The sequence below is a fragment of the Streptomyces sp. NPDC088157 genome, assembly GCF_044741545.1.
Taxonomy (GTDB): domain Bacteria; phylum Actinomycetota; class Actinomycetes; order Streptomycetales; family Streptomycetaceae; genus Streptomyces.
Genome location: NZ_JBIUSU010000010.1, coordinates 340,751 through 361,088, shown reverse-complemented (window position 1 = coordinate 361,088; position 20,338 = coordinate 340,751). Strand labels below are relative to the sequence as shown.

The window sequence follows — 20,338 nt, the reverse complement described above, 5'->3', positions numbered from 1 at the left end:
AGACCGAATCAGTTGGCCGAGCCGCTCAGGGCGCGTGCCACGAGGCTTTCGACGTCCAGGCCGGCGATGAGGTCGGCCTCCTGCCCGGCGGGCGGGGAGGACTTTGTCGTCGCCTGGGCCGGAGCCGTCTGCTGTGGTGCTCGTGGAACCAGCGCCTCGCGCAGGCGTCGTGCGAGCGCGGTGGGCGTCGGGTGGTCGAAGACGAGGGTGGCGGGCAGGCGTACCCCCGTTCGGGCGCCGAGCTGGTTGCGCAGTTCGACCGCGGTCAGCGAGTCGAAGCCCAGGTCCTTGAAGGCCTGGTCGTCCGCCACCTGCTGCGGCCCCGCCAGGCCCAGGACCGCGGCCGCCTGCTCGGCGACCAGGTCCAGGAGCATCTGGTGGCGCTCCTGCTCGGGCAGGGCGGCCAGCCGCTCGGCGAGGGTCTCGGCGGCGGGCGCCCGGTCCGCCCGCGCCAGGCGGCGGGCCGGGCGGACCAGGGCCCGCAGCAGGGCGGGCACGCCGTCTTGTGCACTGCGGCCGCGCAGGGCCGCGAAGTCGAAGCGGGCCGCGACCAGCACCGCGTGGGGGGTGTGCAGGCAGGCGTCGAAGAGGGCCAGGCCCTCGTCGCCGCTCAGGGCGCGCATGCCGCTGCGGCTCATCCGCTCGCGGTCACTGTGCGCGAGGGATTCCTGCATGCCGCCGTCCTGCTCCCATACCCCCCAGGCGAGCGAGGTGGCGGGCAGGCCCAGCGAGCGGCGGTGCTCGGCGAGGGCGTCCAGGAAGGCGTTGGCGGCGGCGTAGTTGGCCTGGCCCGCGCTGCCGACGGTACCGGCGATGGACGAGTACAGGACGAACGCCGCCAGGTCCAGGTCGCGGGTGAGGTCGTGCAGGTGCCAGGCCGCCTCGGCCTTCGGCCGGAACACCGTCTCCAGCCGCTGCCGGCTCTGCGCCGCGATCACCCCGTCGTCCAGGACACCCGCGGTGTGCACGACCGCCGTCAGCGGCCGCTGCACCGACGCCAGCAGTGCGGCCAGCGCGTCGCGGTCGGCGACGTCACAGGCCTCGATCCGCACCTCGCAGCCCAACTCGGCCAGTTCTGCGGCGAGTTCGGCCGCGCCCTCGGCCCTGAGGCCGCGCCGGCCCACGAGCAGCAGATGCCTCACCTTGTGCTGTGCGACCAGATGCCGGGCCAGGAGCGCGCCCAGGGTGCCGGTGCCGCCGGTGACCAGGACGGTCCCGTCGGGGTCGAGGGGCCGCCCGGACGGCGTGCCGGTGGCGGTCGCGCGGGCCAGGCGCGGGACCTCGACCGTCGTGCCGCGCAGGATCAGCTGCGGTTCGCCCAGGACCGCCGCGGCGGCGATCTGGCGCGGGGTGACGCTGTCGTCGGCGTCGACGAGGACGTACTGGCCGGGGTTCTCCGACTGGGCGCAGCGCACCAGGCCCCAGACGGCGGCGGCCGCCAGGTCACCGGTGCCGGCTCCGTTCGTGCGCAGCACCAGCGTCGACGACGTCGTCTCCGGGGCGGCGGACCAGGCCTGGACGAGGTCCAGGGCCCGGCCGGCGAGTTCGCGGGCGCGGGCGGGTCCGTCCGCGGCCCCGGCCCCGGTCTCGGGTTCGGGTTCGGTGAGGTCGGCGAGGACGACGGCGGGCAGGGCGGGTCCCAGGGCGTGGAGGTCCCCTGCGCCGTGGGTCACGGCGTGGGGGACCTCCTCGGTTCCGGTGACGGTCAGCGGGGTCCGCTCGATGCGGAACAGGGCGTCCGGCGCGGGGTGCGCGGCGAAGGCCCCGGGCGACAGCGGGCGGGTGACGAGGGAGGCGATGGCGGCGACGGGGGCGCCGCTGTGGTCGGCGAGCTCCAGCGTGACGCCGTCGGCGCCGGCCGGGAGGGCGCGCACCCGCAGCGCGGTGGCGCCGGAGGCGTACAGGGCCACCTCGTTCCAGGCGAACGGCAGCCGGCTCTGCCCGGTGTCCTGGCCGCAGAAGGTGCTGGCCTGCAGGGCGGCGTCGAGCAGCGCGGGGTGGATGCCGAAGCCCTCGGGGGACTGTCCCTCGGGCAGGACGACCTCCGCGTAGACCTCCTCGCCCCTGGTCCACACCGCTTTGAGGCCCTGGAAGGCGGGCCCGTACTCCAGGCCGGCTTCGCGCCGGCCGTCGTAGAAGCCGTCGAGGTCGGCCTTCTCGGCCCGCTCGGGCGGCCATGCGGTGAAATCGAACCGCGGTGGTGCGGCGGCCTGTTCGGTGAGGGTGGCGGTGACGTGCCGGGTCCAGGGGGTCTGCGGTGCGCCGTCCTGCGGGGCCGAGTACAGGCCGGCCGTGCGCCGCCCGTCCTCGTCCCCGCCGACGACCACCTGGACCCGTATGCCGCCGCTCCCGGGCAGGACGAGGGGGGCTTCGACGACGAGTTCGTCGATGGCGCCCGCGCCTGCCTCGTCGCCGGCCCGCATCACCAGTTCGGCCAGTGCGGCGCCGGGGACGACGAGCGTCCCGGTCACGGCGTGATCGGTGAGCCAGGGGTGCGTACGGGCCGACAGCACGCCGGTGGCCAGCACCCCGCCCGACTCCGGCAGCGGCACCGACGCGCCCAGGACGGCGTGTCCGGCTGCGGTGAGGCCCAGCGCGGCGGCGTCGGAGCGGGTCTCCTGCGGGTGCAGCCAGTACCAGTCGCGCTGGAAGGCGTAGGTCGGCAGGTCCACCCGGCGGCCGCCCGCGGCGAGCGCGGCGAGGCCGGCCGGGACTCCGGCGGCGAACAGCCTGCCTGCGGCGGTCACGGCGGCCCGCGCCTCGGGGACGTCCGCGCGCAGGAACGGCACGAACAGCGCGTCGTCGGTGGCGCACTCCTGTCCCAGGGCGGTCAGGACACCGGCGGGCCCCAGTTCGAGGAACACGGTGACGCCCTGCGCCTGGAGCGCGGCCACGCCGTCGGCGAAGCGGACGGCCTCGCGGACGTGGCGTACCCAGTATTCGGGGGTGGTGAGTTCGGCGGCGGTCGCCAGTTTGCCGGTGACGCTGGAGACGACGCCGATGCGCGGCTGGTGGTAGGTGAGCTGGGCTGCGATCTGGCGGAAGCCGTCCAGCATCGGCTCCATCAGCGGGGAGTGGAAGGCGTGGCTGACCGTCAGCCGCTTGGTCTTGCGGCCCTGTTCGGCGAAGATCCGGGCCACCGACCCGGCCGGGCCCTCCTCCCCCGAGATCACCACCGACGCAGGCCCGTTGACCGCGGCGATACCCACCCCGCCGGTCAGCAGCGGCAGCACTTCGGCCTCGGTGGCCTGCAGGGCGATCATCGCGCCGCCGGCGGGCAGTGCCTGCATCAGCCGGCCCCGCGCCGCCACCAGACGCGCCGCGTCGGCCAGCGACCACACCCCCGCCACGTGGGCGGCGGCCAGTTCGCCGATGGAGTGCCCGGCGACGAAGTCCGGGCGCACCCCCCACGACTGCGCCAGCCGGAACAGCGCCACCTCGACGGCGAACAGGGCGGGCTGGGTGAACTCGGTGCGCTCAAGCGCGGCCGCGTCGCCGAAGACGACATCCTTCAGCGGCCGGGGCAGATGCCGGTCCAGTTCCGCCGCCGCCGCGTCGAAAGCCTCAGCGAAGACCGGATACGTCTCATACAACTCACGTCCCATGCCCAGGCGCTGGGCTCCCTGACCGGTGAACAGCACCGCCAGACGGCCGCCCGAGACCGCCGGGACATCCGCCGGCACCGCCCGCAGAGCGGCCACCGCCTCGGTCAGGTCCTGCGCCACCACCACCGCACGGTGATCGAGGGCCGCACGGGTGGTGAGCAGCGAGTAGGCGACGTCCGCGGGAGACTGCTCCCCCGCCTGCAGGTGGTCGGCCAGCCGCTGCGCCTGCGCGGTCAGCGCCTGGGCGGAACGCGCCGAGACCACGAACGGCAGCGGACCGGTGAACTTCGCCTCCCCTGCCGCGGATTCCTCTGCCGCGGATTCCTGTGCGGCGGATTCCTGTGCGGCGGGTTCCTCTGCGGGCGCCTCCTCGATCACCACATGGGAGTTGGTGCCGCTCACCCCGAAGGAGGACACACCCGCCCGGCGCGGACGGCCGGGGTCCCGGGGCCACGGGCGGGCCTCGGTCAGCAGTTCCACCGCGCCCGCCGACCAGTCCACCTTCGGTGTCGGCTCATCCACATGCAGCGTTTTCGGCAGCTCCTCGTGGCGCAGCGCCATCACCATCTTGATGACACCGGCGACACCGGCCGCCGACTGGGCGTGGCCGATGTTGGATTTGAGGGAGCCCAGCCGCAGGGGGTGGTCCTGGGGGCGGTTGTGGCCGTAGGCGGCGATGACGGCCTGGGCCTCGATGGGGTCGCCGAGGGCTGTGCCGGTGCCGTGGGCCTCCACCGCGTCGACGTCGGCGGGGGCCAGGCGGCCGTTGGCGAGGGCCTGGCGGATGACGCGCTGCTGGGAGGGGCCGTTGGGGGCGGTCAGGCCGTTGGAGGCGCCGTCCTGGTTGACGGCCGTGCCGCGCACGACGGCGAGGACCGGGTGGCCGTTGCGGCGGGCGTCGGAGAGGCGTTCCAGGAGCAGCAGGCCCGCGCCCTCGGACCAGTTGGTGCCGTCGGCGGTGGCCGCGAATGCCTTGGCCCGTCCGTTTTTCGCCAGGCCGCGCTGGCGGGAGAACTCGATGAACCCGTCGGGGGTGGCCATGACGGCGACGCCGCCGGCGAGGGCCATGGAGCACTCGCCGGTGCGCAGGGACTGGGTGGCCAGGTGGATGGCGACGAGGGAGGAGGAGCAGGCGGTTTCGACCGTGATGGCCGGGCCTTCCAGGCCGAGGGTGTAGGAGACGCGGCCGGAGGTGGCGCTGCCCGAGTTGCCGATGCCGAGCATGCCCTCGACCGATGGCGGGATGCGCCGGCCGGCGGGGGCGTAGTCGTGGTGCATGACGCCGGTGAAGATGCCGATGCTCTGGCCGCCGAGGCCGGTGGGGTCGATGCCGGCCCGCTCGAAGGTCTCCCAGGAGGTCTCCAGCAGGAGCCGCTGCTGCGGGTTCATGGCGAGCGCTTCTCGCGGGGAGATCCCGAAGAAGGCCGCGTCGAACTCGCCGGCGTCGTGCAGGAATCCGCCGTGGCGGGCGTAGGAGGTGCCGGGGTGGTCGGGGTCGTCGTCGAAGAGGGTGTCCAGGTCCCAGCCGCGGTTGTCGGGGAAGCCGGTGATGGCGTCGGTGCCGTCGGCGACCAGCCGCCACAGGTCCTCGGGGCCGTTCACGCCGCCCGGGAGCCGGCACGCCATGGCGACGATCGCGATGGGTTCGTGCTTGTCGTCCTCGATCTCGCGCACCCGGCCGTTGGCTTTGCGCAGGTCGGTGAGCGCCTTCTTGAGGTAGTCGCGGAGTTTGTCCTCGCTGGTGTGGCTCATGTCTGTCTCTGTGTCCCTTCGCTGTCCATGTCCCGGTGTCGTCCGGTGTCGTTTCCGGTTGTCGTGGCGTTCAGGACAGACCGAGCTCGTTGTCGATGAGGGCGAACATCTCGTCGTCGGTGACCGTGTCCAGGTCCAGGTCGTCGGTGGGGTCGGGGTGCAGGCTCTCCCACTGCGCGGTGAGTGCCTTGAGCCGCTGGGTGACCTGCTGGGCCCGCTCGGCAGGGTCGGTTCTGTCGTCGGCCGGGCCGGCCGTCATCGCCCGCTCCAGCCGGTCCAGTTCGTCCAGGACCGACAGTGTTCCGGCGGTGGGCGCCTCCTCGGGCCGCAGCTGCTCCTGGAGCAGTTCGACGAGGGCCGCGGGCGTGGGGTGGTCGAAGACGAGGGTCGCGGGCAGCCGGACCCCGGTGGCCTCGGTGAGCCGGTTGCGGAACTCGACGGCCGTCAGGGAGTCGAAGCCGGCGTCCTTGAACGCCCGGCCGGCGTCGACGGTGGCCGGGTTGGCCACTCCCAGGACGCCTGCGACCTGCACCCGCACCACGTCGAGCAGCAGTTGGGTGCGCTCCTGCGGGGTGCGGCCCGCGAGCCTTTGCAGGAGCGTCTGCCCCGCCGGTGCGGCCGCGGTCCTGGCGGTGCGCCTGGCCGACGGCCCCACCAGGCCCCGCAGGATCGCCGGGACGGCGTTGGCGGTGCCGTCCGAGGGGCGTGAGCGCAGGTCGGCCAGGTCCAGGCGGGCCGGGACGAGGAGCGCCTGGGTGGAGGAGAGCGCCGCGTCGAACAGGGCGAGCCCGTCGGCGTTGGGCAGGGCGAGCATGCCGTCGCGCTTGCCGCGCGCCGGGCCGGCGCCGTCGAGGTGGGCGGTCATGCCGCTGGCCTGGGACCACATGCCCCAGGCCAGGGCGGTGGCGGGCAGGCCCAGCGCATGGCGGTGGTGGGCGAGGCCGTCCAGGAAGGCGTTGGCCGCCGCGTAGTTGGCCTGCCCCGGGTTGCCCAGGACACCGGCCGCCGAGGAGTACAGGACGAACGCCGCCAGGTCCAGGTCGCGGGTGAGGTCGTGCAGGTGCCAGGCCGCGTCGGCCTTCGGCCGGAACACCGTCTCCAGCCGCTGCCGGCTCTGTGCCGCGATCACCCCGTCGTCCAGGACGCCGGCGGTGTGCACGACCGCGGTCAGCGGCCGCTGCACCGACGCCAGCAGTGCGGCCAGCGCGTCGCGGTCGGCGACGTCACAGGCCTCGATCCGCACCTCGCAGCCCAACCCGGTGAGTTCTGCGGCGAGTTCGGCCGCGCCCTCGGCCCTGAGGCCGCGCCGGGCCACGAGCAGCAGATGCCTCACCTTGTGCTGTGCGACCAGATGCCGGGCCAGGAGCGCGCCCAGGGTGCCGGTGCCGCCGGTGACCAGGACGGTGCCGTCGGGGTCGAGGCGTGCGAAGGCGTCCTGGGCCGGCTGCGGTTCGCGGGCGAGGCGGGGTGCGCCGGCCTCGCCGTCGCGCAGGGCGAGCTGCGGTTCGCCCGAGGCGAGAGCGGCCGGCAGCAGGCCGGCGGACCGCTCGTCCGTGTCGATGAGGACGATCCGTCCCGGGTTCTCGGACTGCGCGGTGCGCACCAGCCCCCAGACCGCCGAGGCGGCCGGGTCGCTGACGTCGCGGACCGCGCCGCGGGTGACGACGGCCAGCCGGGAGTGCTCGAAGCGCGGCTCGGCCAGCCATGCCTGCAGCACGCCGAGCGTGCGGGCCGCCCTCTCGTGGGCACGCCCGGCACCCTCCTTGCCCGGGTCCGGCAGGTCCAGCAGGACCCACGGGGGTGCGTCCGCGGCCAGAGCGCGCAGGGCGGGCTCGTCGGCGGCCTCGAGCGGAGCGGGCCAGTCGGCCGCGCCGGCGGGTTCGGGCAGGGTCAGCGGTGTCCAGGTCAGGCGGTACAGGCTGTCGTGGGCGGGGCCCTGTGCCGTGCCGAGCTGCTCGGCGGCGACCTCACGCATGGTGAGGGCGGCGATGGCGGCGACGGGGGCGCCGGTGTGGTCGGCGATCTCCAGCGTGATGCCGTCGGCGCCGGTACGGGCCGCGCGCACCCGCAGCGCGGTGGCGCCGGAGGCGTACAGGGCCACCTCGTTCCAGGCGAACGGCAGCCGCGTCGTCCCCGGGGCGGGGTCGCCCGCCGTGGGGAGCAGTCCGCTCGTCTGGAGGGCGGCGTCGAGCAGTGCGGGGTGGATGCCGAAGCCCTCGGGGGACTGCCCCTCGGGCAGGACGACCTCGGCGTAGACCTCCTCGCCGGTGGTCCACGCGGCCCGCACGCCCTGGAAGGCGGGCCCGTAGCGGTATCCGGCGTCGAGCTGACGGTCGTAGAAGCCGTCGAGGTCGACCTGTCGGGCCCGCTCGGGCGGCCAGACGCCCAGGTCGAAGCCGGCGTCCTGGTCGGCTTCGGTGAGGAAGCCGGTGACGTGCCGGGTCCAGGGGGTGTCGGCGTCGGCGCCCTGCGCAGCGGAGTGGACCGTGACCGGGCGCCGGCCCAGCTCGTCGGCGGCCGCGACCGACACCTGGATGCGCACGGCGCCCGTGCCGGGCAGGACGAGGGGGGCTTCGATGACGAGTTCGTCGATGGTGCCCGCGCCTGCCTCGTCGCCGGCCCGCATCACCAGTTCGGCCAGTGCGGCGCCGGGGACGACGAGGGTCCCGGCCACGGCGTGATCGGTGAGCCAGGGGTGCGTACGGGCCGACAGCACGCCGGTGGCCAGCACCCCGCCCGTCTCGGGCAGCCGGGTGAGCGCTGCGAGCAGGGGGTGGCCGGCGCCGCTCAGCCCCAGCGAGGAGGCGTCACCCGCGCCGCCCCAGGCCTGCGGCCAGTACCAGTCGCGCTGGAAGGCGTAGGTCGGCAGGTCCACGCGGCGGGCGCCGGTGCCCGCGAAGAGCGCGGTCCAGTCGACCGGCCGGCCGCAGGTGTGCAGCTTGCCCAGTGCGGTGAGCGCGGACTCGCGCTCGCCGCGGCCGCGGCGCAGCAGGGTGGTGAGGTGGACGTCGGCGCCGTCGAGGATCTCCTGGGCGAGGGCGGTCAGGACACCGTCCGGGCCGGCCTCCAGGAACACGGTGACGCCCTGCTCGTGCAGCGCGGCCACGCCGTCGGCGAAGCGGACGGCGTCACGCACGTGGCGTACCCAGTATTCGGGGGTGGTGAGTTCGTCCGGGGTCGCCAGTTTGCCGGTGAGGTGGGAGATCAGCGGGATGTGCGGCTGGTGGTAGGTGAGCTGGGCTGCGATCTGGCGGAAGCCGTCCAGCATGGGGTCCATCAGCGGGGAGTGGAAGGCGTGGCTGACCGTGAGCCGTTTGGTCTTGCGGCCCTGTGCGGCGAAGTGTGCGGCGAGCGTCTCGGCGTCGCTCTCGAGGCCCGAGACGACCACGGACGTGGGTCCGTTGACGGCGGCGATGGCGACTGCGCCGGTGAGCAGGGGCAGTACTTCGGCCTCGGTGGCCTGCAGGGCGATCATCGCGCCGCCGGCGGGCAGTGCCTGCATCAGCCGGCCCCGCGCCGCCACCAGACGCGCCGCGTCGGCCAGCGACCACACCCCGGCCACATGGGCGGCGGCCAGTTCGCCGATGGAGTGCCCGGCGACGAAGTCCGGGCGCACCCCCCACGACTGCGCCAGCCGGAACAGCGCCACCTCGACGGCGAACAGTGCGGGCTGGGTGAACTCGGTGCGCTCAAGCGCGGCCGCGTCGCCGAAGACGACATCCTTCAGCGGCCGGGGCAGGTGGCGGTCCAGTTCCGCCGCCGCCGCGTCGAAAGCCTCAGCGAAGACCGGATACGTCTCATACAGTTCCTGGCCCATGCCCAGGCGCTGGGCTCCCTGACCGGTGAACAGCACCGCCAGACGGCCGCCCGAGACCGCCGGGGCATCGGCCGTCACCGCCCGCAGAGCGGCCACCGCCTCCTCACGGCCGGCGGCGACGACGACGGCCCGGTGGTCCAGGGCCGCGCGGCTGGTGAGCAGTGAGTAGGCGACGTCCGCGGGAGCCTGCTCTGCCGTCTGCAGGTGGTCGGCCAGCCGCTCGGCCTGCGCGGTGAGGGCCTTTGCGGAGCGGGCCGAGACGACGAACGGCAGCGGGCCGGTGAACTCCTCCTGGCGTGTGGCGGGTTCGTCGGCGAGGGGGGCTTCCTCGATCACCACGTGGGCGTTGGTGCCGCTCACGCCGAAGGAGGAGATGCCGGCCCGGCGCGGCCGGCCTTCCTGGCGGGGCCACGGGCGGGCCTGGGTCAGCAGTTCCACCGCGCCCGCCGACCAGTCCACCTTCGGTGTCGGCTCATCCACATGCAGCGTTTTCGGCAGCTCCTCGTGGCGCAGCGCCATCACCATCTTGATCACGCTCGCCACGCCGGCGGCGCCCTGCGAGTGGCCGATGTTGGATTTCACGGAGCCGAGCCACAGGGGGTCCTGCTCGCCCCGGTCGCGCCCGTAGGTGGCGAGCAGGGCCTGGGCCTCGATGGGGTCGCCGAGGGCTGTGCCGGTGCCGTGGGCCTCCACCGCGTCGACGTCGGCGGGGGCCAGGCGGCCGTTGGCGAGGGCCTGGCGGATGACGCGCTGCTGGGAGGGGCCGTTGGGGGCGGTCAGGCCGTTGGAGGCGCCGTCCTGGTTGACGGCCGTGCCGCGCACCACCGCGAGGACCGGGTGGCCGTTGCGGCGGGCGTCGGAGAGTTTCTCCACCAGCAGGACGCCGACGCCCTCGGACCAGGCGGTGCCGTCGGCCGCGGCGGAGAACGCCTTGACGTGGCCGTCGCGGGCGAGGCCGCGCTGGCGGGAGAACTCCACGAAGGTGTCCGGTGTCGCCATGACCATCACGCCGCCGGCGAGGGCCATCGAGCACTCGCCGCTGCGCAGCGCCTGCACGGCCATGTGCAGGGCGACCAGGGAGGAGGAGCAGGCGGTGTCGACGCTGACGGACGGTCCTTCCAGGCCGAGGGTGTAGGAGACGCGGCCGGAGGCGACGCTGCCCGCGGTGCCGGTGAGTCTGAGGCCCTGGAGTTCCGCGGGTGCCCGCTGGAGGCGGACGGTGTAGTCGTGGCTGATGATGCCGGTGAAGACCGCGGTGTCCGAGCCGCGCAGGGTCGTGGGGTCGATGCCGGCCTGTTCCACCGTCTCCCAGGAGGTCTCCAGGAGCAGTCGCTGCTGCGGGTCCATCGCCACGGCTTCTCGCGGGGAGATCCCGAAGAAGGCCGCGTCGAACTCGCCGACGTCGTGCAGGAAGGCGCCTCGGTCGACGTAGGACCTGTCGGCGGCGTCCGGGTCCGGGTCGAAGAGGGTGTCCAGGTCCCAGCCGCGGTTGTCGGGGAAGGCGCCCATGACGTCGGTGCCGTCGGCGACCAGCTGCCACAGTGCCTGCGGGCTGGTGGCGCCGCCCGGGAAGCGGCAGCCCATGGCGACGATCGCGATGGGCTCGTCGGGGGTGGCGGACGGCCCGTGGTCGGGGCCGGTGTGCTGGGCCGGTCCGGTGGCGGCGGCGTTCTGTGGCGGTTTCGTGAGGCCGAGTTCGTCGTGGAGGTGGCCGGCCAGGGCGAGGGGCGTGGGGTAGTCGAAGACGACGGTCGCCGCGAGGCGGACGCCGGTGGCGGCCGAGAGGCGGTTGCGCAGTTCGACGGAGGTCAGCGAGTCGAAGCCGGCGTCCTTGAAGGCCCGTTCCTCCTCGACGGTGTGGGCGGCCGAGTGGCCCAGGACGGTGGCGGCCTGGGCGCGGACCACGTCGAGCAGGCGCAGGTCCTGTTCCTGGCGGGTCAGTGCGGTGAGTTCCTGCAGGAGTGAGCCGGCCGGTGCCGTCTGGGTGTTGGCGGCCTGCCTGCTCTGGCGTACGAGACCGCGCAGGAGGGGGGGTACGGCGTGTGTCGCGGCGCGGGACTGCAGGCCCGCGAGGTCCAGGCGGGCCGGGACGAGTGCGGCCTGGGGTGAGCGCAGGCCCGCGTCGAAGAGGGCGTGGCCGGCCTGGGCGGTGATGCCGAGCATGCCGTCGCGTTTGTTGCGCTGGAGGGCTGCGGTGTCCAGGGTGGTGGCCATGCCTTCGGACCACATGCCCCAGGCCAGGGCGGTGGCGGGCAGGCCCAGCGCATGGCGGTGGTGGGCGAGGCCGTCCAGGAAGGCGTTGGCCGCCGCGTAGTTGGCCTGCCCCGGGTTGCCCAGGACACCGGCCGCCGAGGAGTACAGGACGAACGCCGCCAGGTCCAGGTCGCGGGTGAGGTCGTGCAGGTGCCAGGCCGCCTCGGCCTTCGGCCGGAACACCGTCTCCAGCCGCTGCCGGCTCTGCGCCGCGATCACCCCGTCGTCCAGGACACCCGCGGTGTGCACGACCGCCGTCAGCGGCCGCTGCACCGACGCCAGCAGTGCGGCCAGCGCGTCGCGGTCGGCGACGTCACAGGCCTCGATCCGCACCTCGCAGCCCAACTCGGCCAGTTCTGCGGCGAGTTCGGCCGCGCCCTCGGCCCTGAGGCCGCGCCGGCCCACGAGCAGCAGATGCCTCACCTTGTGCTGTGCGACCAGATGCCGGGCCAGGAGCGCGCCCAGGGTGCCGGTGCCGCCGGTGACCAGGACGGTCCCGTCGGGGTCGAGGGCGCACGGCACGGTGAGGACGACCTTGCCGATGTGGCGGGCCTGGCTGAGGTGGCGGAAGGCCTCGGGGGCCCTGCGGACGTCCCAGGCCCTGACCGGCAGGGGGGTCAGGGCTCCTTGTTCGAAGAGGGTGACGAGTTCGGTGAGGATCTCCTGGACGCGGTCGGGGCCGGCCTCGACGAGGTCGAACGCCTGGTAGTCGACGCCGGGGCAGGCGGCCGCCACTGCGTCGGGGTCGCGGATGTCGGTCTTGCCCATCTCCAGGAAGCGTCCGCCGCGCGGCAGCAGGCCGAGTGAGGCGTCGACGAACTCGTGGGCGAGCGCGTCCAGGACGACGTCGACGCCGCGGCCGCCGGTGGCGTGGAGGAACTCGTCCTTGAAGGCGAGGGTGCGGGAGCTGGCGATGTGCTGCTCGTCGAATCCGTTTGCGCGCAGGGCGTCCCACTTGCCGGGGCTGGCGGTGCCGTACACCTCGGCGCCGGCCTGCCGGGCCAGCTGGGCGGCGGCCATGCCGACACCGCCGGCGGCGGCGTGTACCAGCACGGACTCGCCGGCCCGCAGTCCGGCCCGGTCGAACAGGCCGTAGTAGGCGGTCGTGAAGACGATCGGGACGCTCGCGGCCTGTTCGTAGGACCAGGTGGCGGGCATCCGCACGAGGTGGCGGTGGTCGGCGAGCGCCTCGGGGCCGAAGCCGTCGCGCAACAGGCCCATCACCTTGTCGCCGGGTGTGAGTGAGGTGACGCCGGGTCCGGTTGCCAGGACGACGCCGGCGCCTTCGCCGCCGAAGTGGGCGGTGCCCGGGTACATGCCGAGGGCGATGAGCACGTCACGGAAGTTCAGGCCCGCCGCGCGTACGGCGATGCGGACCTCTCCCTCGGCGAGCGGCCGGCGGGTCTCGGGGCTGGGCAGCAGGGCCAGGTTTTCCAGGGTGCCGGGGGCGGTGACGTCCAGGTGCCAGGCGTCGGTGCCGGCCGGGACGGTGAGGGTGTCGGAGGCGGCGCGGGCGAGGCGGGGTGTGCTGGCGCGGCCCGCGCGGACGGCCAGCTGGCCTTCGCCGCAGGCGAGGGCGGCGGGCAGTGCGTCGCGGGAGGCGGGGTCGTCGTCGAGCGCGGCCAGGACGATCCGGCCGGGGTTCTCGGACTGGGCGGAGCGCACCAGGCCCCACAGGGCCGAGGCGGCCGGATCGGTGAGCGGGTCGCGGGTGAGGACGACGAGGCGGCCGTCCGGCGTGCCGAGGTGGCCCTTGAGGACGGCCAGTGCGCGGGTGGTCAGGTCGAGGGCGGCGCGGGGGCCGTCGGCGAGGGGGGCGGTGAAGTCGGCGAGGGTGTCGCCGGCGTCCGCGGTGGGGGCCGGGTCGGTGTCCGTTGTGGTCAGGGGGGTCCAGTCGAGGAGGAACAGGGAGTCGGATGCGGGGGTGCCGGCGGCGCCGAGCTGTTCGGTGGACAGCGGGCGCAGCACCATGGAGCCGACGTCGGCGACGGGGGCGCCGCTGTGGTCGGCCAGGCTCAGGCGGATGCCGTCGGCGCCGGCGCCGACCGCGCGCACGCGCAGTGTGGTGGCGCCGAAGGCGTGCAGGCTGACCTGGTTGAAGGCGAACGGCAGCCGGGTCCGGCCTGGGTGTGTTTCCTGTCCGGGGCAGAACATGCCGCTCTGCAGGGCGGCGTCCAGCAGTGCGGGGTGCAGGGCGAAGGCCTGGGCCGTCTGTCCTTCGGGGAGGGTGACGTCGGCGAAGACCTCCTCGCCGCGCCGCCAGACGTGCCGCAGGCCCTGGAAGGCGGGCCCGTACTCGAGGCCGGCTTCGCGCCGGGCGTCGTAGAAGCCGTCGAGGGCGACCGGCTGGGCTCCGGCGGGCGGCCACACGGTGAAGTCGAACCGTGGTGGTGCGGCGGCCTGTTGGGTGAGGGTGCCGGTGACGTGCCGGGTCCAGGGGGTCTGCGGTGCGGCGTCCTGGGCGGCCGAGTACAGGCTGACGGTGCGGTGTCCGTCCTGTTCGCCGCCCACGACGATCTGGATGCGTGTTGCGCCCGTCGGGGGCAGCACGAGGGGGGCTTCGATGACGAGTTCCTCGATGGTGCTCGTGCCCGCCTCGTCGCCGGCGCGCACCACCATTTCCACCAGGGAGGCGCCCGGGACGACGACGGTTCCCGAGACGGCGTGGTCGGCCAGCCAGGGATGGCTGCGCAGTGAGAGCAGGCCGGTGGCCAGCACGCCGCCGGATTCGGGGAGCTGGGTGATCGCTGCGAGGAGGGGGTGCTGGGCCCCGGCGAGTCCGGCGCCCAGGACGTCGGCGCTGCGGCCGGCGTCCTGCAGCCAGTACCGCTCGCGCTGGAAGGCGTAGGTCGGCAGGTCTGTCCGGCGTGCGCCGGTGCCGGCGAAGACGTTCTCGCCGTCCAGGGCGACGCCGTGCTCGAAGAGGCGGCCCAGGGCGGTGGCGGCGGCGCGGGGTTCGCTCAGGCCGCCGCGCAGCAGGGGGATGAACGCGGTGGCGTCGCTGTCGGTGAGGCAGCCCTGGGCGAGGGCGCTCAGGACACCGTCCGGGCCGGCCTCCAGGAACACGGTGACGCCCTGCTCGTGCAGCGCGGCCACGCCGTCGGCGAAGCGGACGGCGTCACGCACGTGGCGTACCCAGTATTCGGGGGTGGTGAGTTCGGCCGGGGTCGCCAGTTTGCCGGTGAGGTGGGAGATCAGCGGGATGTGCGGCTGGTGGTAGGTGAGCTGGGCTGCGATCTGGCGGAAGCCGTCCAGCATGGGGTCCATCAGCGGGGAGTGGAAGGCGTGGCTGACCGTGAGCCGTTTGGTCTTGCGGCCCTGTGCGGCGAAGTGTGCGGCGAGCGTCTCGGCGTCGCTCTCGAGGCCCGAGACGACCACGGACGTGGGTCCGTTGACGGCGGCGATGGCGACTGCGCCGGTGAGCAGGGGCAGTACTTCGGCCTCGGTGGCCTGCAGGGCGATCATCGCGCCGCCGGCGGGCAGTGCCTGCATCAGCCGGCCCCGCGCCGCGACCAGGTGGGCCGCGTCGGCCAGCGACCACACCCCCGCCACATGGGCGGCGGCCAGTTCACCGATGGAGTGCCCGGCGACGAAGTCCGGGCGCACTCCCCACGACTGCGCCAGCCGGAACAGCGCCACCTCGACGGCGAACAGGGCGGGCTGGGTGAACTCGGTGCGCTCAAGCGCGGCCGCGTCGCCGAAGACGACGTCCTTCAGCGGCCGGGGCAGATGCCGGTCCAGTTCCGCCGCCGCCGCGTCGAAGGCCTCAGCGAAGACCGGATACGTCTCGTACAGTTCCTGGCCCATGCCCAGTCGCTGGGCTCCCTGTCCGGTGAAGAGCACGGCCAGACGGCCGTCGGTGGCCGCCGTGCCGTGCTCGCCGGCGGCGACGGCCCGCAGGGCGGCCACCGCCTCCTCCCGGCCGGCGGCGACGACGGCCGCGCGGTGGTCGAGGGCCGCGCGGGTGGTGAGCAGTGAGTAGGCGACGTCCGCGGGAGACTGCTCTGCCGTCTGCAGGTGGTCGGCCAGCCGCTCGGCCTGCGCGGTCAGGGCCTTTGCGGAGCGGGCCGAGACGACGAACGGCAGCGGGCCGGTGAACTCCTCCTGGTGTGTGGCGGGTTCGTCGGCGAGGGGGGCTTCCTCGATCACCACGTGGGCGTTGGTGCCGCTCACGCCGAAGGAGGAGATGCCGGCCCGGCGCGGCCGGCCTTCCTGGCGGGGCCACGGGCGGGCCTCGGTCAGCAGTTCCACCGCGCCCGCCGACCAGTCGACGTGGGGGGTGGGCTCCTGGGCGTGCAGGGTCTTGGGGATTTCCTCGTGGCGCAGGGCCATCGTCATCTTGATGACGCCGGCGACGCCGGCCGCGGCCTGTGCGTGGCCGATGTTGGACTTCAGCGAGCCCAGCCACAGGGGGTGGTCGTCGGTGCGGTTGTGGCCGTAGGCGGCGATGACGGCCTGGGCCTCGATGGGGTCGCCCAGTGTGGTGCCGGTGCCGTGGGCCTCGACGACGTCGACGTCGGCGGGGGCCAGGCGGCCGTTGGCGAGGGCCTGGCGGATGACGCGCTGCTGGGAGGGGCCGTTGGGGGCGGTCAGGCCGTTGGAGGCGCCGTCCTGGTTGACGGCCGTGCCGCGCACCACGGCGAGGACCGGGTGGCCGTTGCGGCGGGCGTCGGAGAGGCGTTCCAGGAGGACGACGGCGACGCCCTCGGACCAGGCGGTGCCGTCGGCCGCGGCGGAGAAGGCCTTGGCCCGGCCGTCGGGGGCCAGGCCGCGCTGGCGGGAGAACTCCACGAAGACGCCGGGGGTGGGCATCAGGGCCGCGCCGCCGGCGAGGGCCATGGAGCATTCGCCGCTCTGCAGGGAGCGCACGGCGAGGTGGAGGGCGACCAGGGAGGAGGAGCAGGCGGTGTCGACCGTGACGGCCGGGCCTTCCAGGCCGAGGGTGTAGGAGACGCGGCCGGAGGCGACGCTGGCGGCCATGCCGATGCCGATGTAGCCCTCGGTGCCCTCGGGCAGCTGCTGGATGTCGCTGCCGTAGTCGTGGTGCATGAGGCCGCTGAAGACGCCGATGTGGGCGCCGCCCAGGCCGGTGGGGTCGATGCCGGCCCGTTCGAAGGTCTCCCAGGAGGTCTCCAGCAGCAGCCGCTGCTGCGGGTCCATCGCCACGGCCTCGCGCGGGGAGATCTGGAAGAAGGCGGCGTCGAAGTCGGCGATCTGCGGGAGGAATCCGCCGTGGCGGGCGTAGGAGGTGCCGGGGTGGTCGGGGTCGGGGTGGTAGAGGTGTTCGAGGTCCCAGCCGCGGTTGTCGGGGAAGTCGGTGATGGCGTCGGTGCCGTCGGCGACCAGGCGCCACAGTTCCTCGGGGCCGACGGCGCCGCCCGGCAGCCGGCAGCCCATGGCGACGATCGCGACCGGTTCGTCAAAGGCGGACGTCTCGGGCACGCCGGGGGCCGGCTCGGCGTCGGGGAGGCCGCACAGGCGGCGGTACAGGTCGGCGGCGACGGCGGCGGGTGTGGGCTGGTCGAAGGCGAGGGTGACCGGCAGGCGCAGCCCGGTCGCCCGGGTGAGGCGGTTGCGCAGTGCGACGGCGGTGGCGGAGGTGAAGCCGAGTTCCTTGAAGCTGCGGCCGGGGTCGGGCGCGGCGGCAGCGGTGATCGCCGCGACCTGTTCGGCGACCAGTTCGCGCAGGGCGCGCTGCTGCTCGGCCTCGGGCAGGCCCTCCAGGCGGGCCCGCAGGAGGCCTGTGGCGCGTTCGTCGGGGGCGGCGCCCGCGGCGCGCGGGATGTCGATGAGTTCGGCCAGGAGTGCGGGCACCTCGCCGTCGCCGGGCATGCTCACGTCCGCCCGTACAGCGGCCAGCTGGGGCTGGGCGACGGTGTGCGCGGCGTCGAACATGGCGAGGGCGTCGTGTACGGACAGCGGGCCGGCCGGCCAGGGGGATGCGGCCGTGGCGGCGGCGCCGTCCCAGGGGCCCAGTGCCAGGCACAGCGCGGGCAGGCCGCGGGCGTGGCGGTGGCCGGCGAGGGCGTCCAGGGCCGCGGCGGCGGCCGCGGCCGCCCCGTGGTCGGGGGTGCCCAGGAGACCGTCGACGGTGTTGATCACGATGAACGTGGCGAGCACCGAGTTCTTGGTGAGCTCGTGCAGGGCGAGGGCGCCCTGCAGGGCGTGGCGGCGGCCCTGGCGGGTGGCGAGGTCCTCGCGGCCGGCGGTGTGCACGACCGCGGTGATCGGCGGGGCGGAGCGGGCGAACAGTTTGGCCAGGGCCTTGCGGTCGGCGACGTCGCAGGTCTGCACGCGTACGTCGACGCCGGCGCGGGCGAGTTCGTCGCGCAGGGCGGTGTGCGCGCGGGCGTCGGGGCCGGCCAGCAGGATGCGGCGGGCGCCGTACAGGGCGGCGAGGTGGCGGGTGAGGTGTTCGGCGGCGGCGCCGGCGCCGGTCACCAGGACGGTGCCGCTGGTGTCGGGGGCGCCGGCGCGGGCCCCGGTGGCGGCGGAGAAGGCGCTGCCGGCGGCCGCGGCGCGCACCAGGCGCGGGCGCAGGACGACGCCGTCGCGGATGGCGCTCTGCGGCTGGGCCGCGGCGACGGCCAGGCTGAGGGCGGCGGCGAGGCGGGGGGTGTCGCTGTCCTCGTCGGCTCCCAGGTCGATCAGCATCAGCCGGTCGGGGAAGTCGCTCTGGTAGGAGCGCAGCAGGCCCCACACGGCGGCGTGGGCGAGGCCGTCGAGGGCGTCGTCGGCTGCGGTGGCGACGGCGTCGTGGGTGGCGACGACGAGCGGTACGGCGGCGGTGCGTTCCTGGGCGAGCCAGGTGTCGAGGGCCTCGGTGAGCCGGGCGACGAGCGCCTCGATCCCGTCGGTGCGGCCGGCCGGGCCGGTGCCGTGGGCGTCGCCCAGGAGGAGGACGGCGACGTCGGGGGCGTCGGCTCCGGCGGTGAGCTCTTCGACCAGGGTGTCGAGTGCGTCGATGCCGGCGAGTGCGTCGACGCCGGCCAGGCCGGCCAGGCCGCCCAGGGAGAGGTGGGTGTGCACGGTGTTGCCGAGGTCGCGCAGGGCGCCGGTGAGCTGTGTGCCGTAGATGTCGCCGGCCAGCGCCCAGCGGCCGGGGACGGGGCGGGGGGCGGGCACGGACGGCAGCGGCAGCCAGTCGGTGCGCAGGAGGTGCTCGTAGCGGCCGTCGCCGGAGGCGCGCAGCCGGGCCGGGCGCTCCAGCAGGACGTGCCGCATGATCTTGCCGGTGGCGGTGCGGGGGATGCGCTCGATCTCGTACAGCTCCTCGGGCACCTTGTAGTAGGCGAGGTGTTCGCGGCAGGCGGCGAAGAGGCGTTCGGGGTCGACGCCCTGGGCCGCGGGGACGAGGAAGGCGACGGGGACCTCGCCGAGCACGTCGTGGGGCCGGCCGGCGACCGCGACGTCGGCGACGCCGGGCACGGTGCGCAGGACGTCCTCGACCTCGGTGGGGTGGATGTTCTCGCCGCCGCGGATGATCAGTTCCTTGATGCGGCCGGTGACGGTGAAGTAGCCCTGCTCGTCGCGGCGGGCCAGGTCGCCGGTGCGCAGCCAGCCGTCCTGCAGGGCGGCGGCGGTGGCCTCGGGCTGGTTGTGGTAGCCGACCATGACGCTGGGGCCCTTGACCCAGACCTCGCCCTCCGCGCCGGCGGGGACGTCCGCGCCGGTGCCGGGGTCGACCAGGCGCACGTCCAGGCCGGGCACGGGCAGTCCGCAGGAGCCCTCGACGCGGGCGCCGGTGGGCCAGTTGATGGTGATGGAGCCGCAGGTCTCGGTGGAGCCGTAGGCGTCCAGCAGCGGGGCGCCGAAGACCTCCTCGAAGGAGCGGCGCAGGTCGGCGGTGGTGATGGCCCCGCCGACCAGGCACATGCGCAGGTCGGGTGCGCTGAAGCCGCTCTCCCGGGCGGCCTGCAGGAGGTAGCGGTACATGGTCGGCACGCCCGCCAGGAAGGTGGCCCGTTCCTCGTGTACGGCGTCGAGGATCTCCTCGGCGGACAGGCCGTCGACGATCCGGGCGGTGGCGCCGACGGCCGTCACGGTCAGCACGCAGACGATGTGGGCGAGGCTGTGGGACAGCGGCAGCGGCCAGACGACCCGGTCCTCGTGGGTGAGGCCGGGTATGGGGGCGTAGCAGGCGGCCACGGAGGTGAGGCAGTTGCGCTGGGTGGACAGCACGCCCTTGGGCCGGCCGGTGGTGCCGGAGGTGTAGAGCATCCAGGCGACGTCGTCCAGGCCGAGGTCGTCGCGGGCGCCTTCGGCGGGTTCGGTGGTGGCGAGTTCTTCGAAGGAGACGGTGCCCGCGGGGGCGGGTGCGTCGCCGGTGACGACGATCCGCAGCTGCGGGCGGTCCTTGGCCAGGCGGGTGACGCGGGGAAGGTGGGAGGGCTCGGTGATCAGGACCCGGGCCCCGCTGTCGTCCAGGAGGTGGGCGAGTTCGGACTCGGTCAGGCGGGGGCTGAGGGGGACGCCGACGGCGGCGGCCCGGGTGATCGCGAGGTAGCTCTCGACGAATTCCACGCTGTTGCCGTGCAGGATCGCCGCCCGGTCGCCGGGCTGCAGCCGCAGGCCGGCCAGGTGGCCGGCGATCCTGCGGGTGCGGGCCTCCAGTTCCATATGGCTCACGCTGCGCCTGGCGTCACGGTAGGCGGTCTTGTTTCCGAAGCGGTCGGAGTTCGCCCTCAGCAGCTGAGGCACCGGGCGGATCAGTTCGGTTCGCAGCATGGCGAAATACTCCTCATCGGAAGAAGACTCGTGGAAAGGCTCACGGGAGCGGACTTCAGCGTCACATTCCGGCCGTGGCCGTGGGCCACTATCACCCCCCCTAGGAGGGCCCTGTATCGGCGGCCGGCCGGGTATGCGGGGGGTATGCGCCGGGCCGGTGCGGCGTAATGCGGGGATAATTTCC

At 74.5% G+C, this 20,338-nt stretch carries 1 protein-coding gene and 1 pseudogene; both read right to left on the bottom strand.

Going from position 1 to position 20,338, the window contains the following annotated elements:
* Positions 1–8: 8 nt before the first annotated feature.
* A pseudogene (locus ACIPFH_RS35800) lies at positions 9–5,321 on the bottom strand (type I polyketide synthase); the annotation flags it as partial.
* Between the two features lie 106 nt (positions 5,322–5,427).
* Positions 5,428–20,154 carry an SDR family NAD(P)-dependent oxidoreductase gene (locus tag ACIPFH_RS35795; RefSeq protein ID WP_401833267.1) on the bottom strand — a complete coding sequence of 4,909 codons (14,727 nt, stop codon included), beginning with the start codon at positions 20,152–20,154 and terminating at the stop codon, positions 5,428–5,430.
* Positions 20,155–20,338 lie beyond the last annotated feature (184 nt).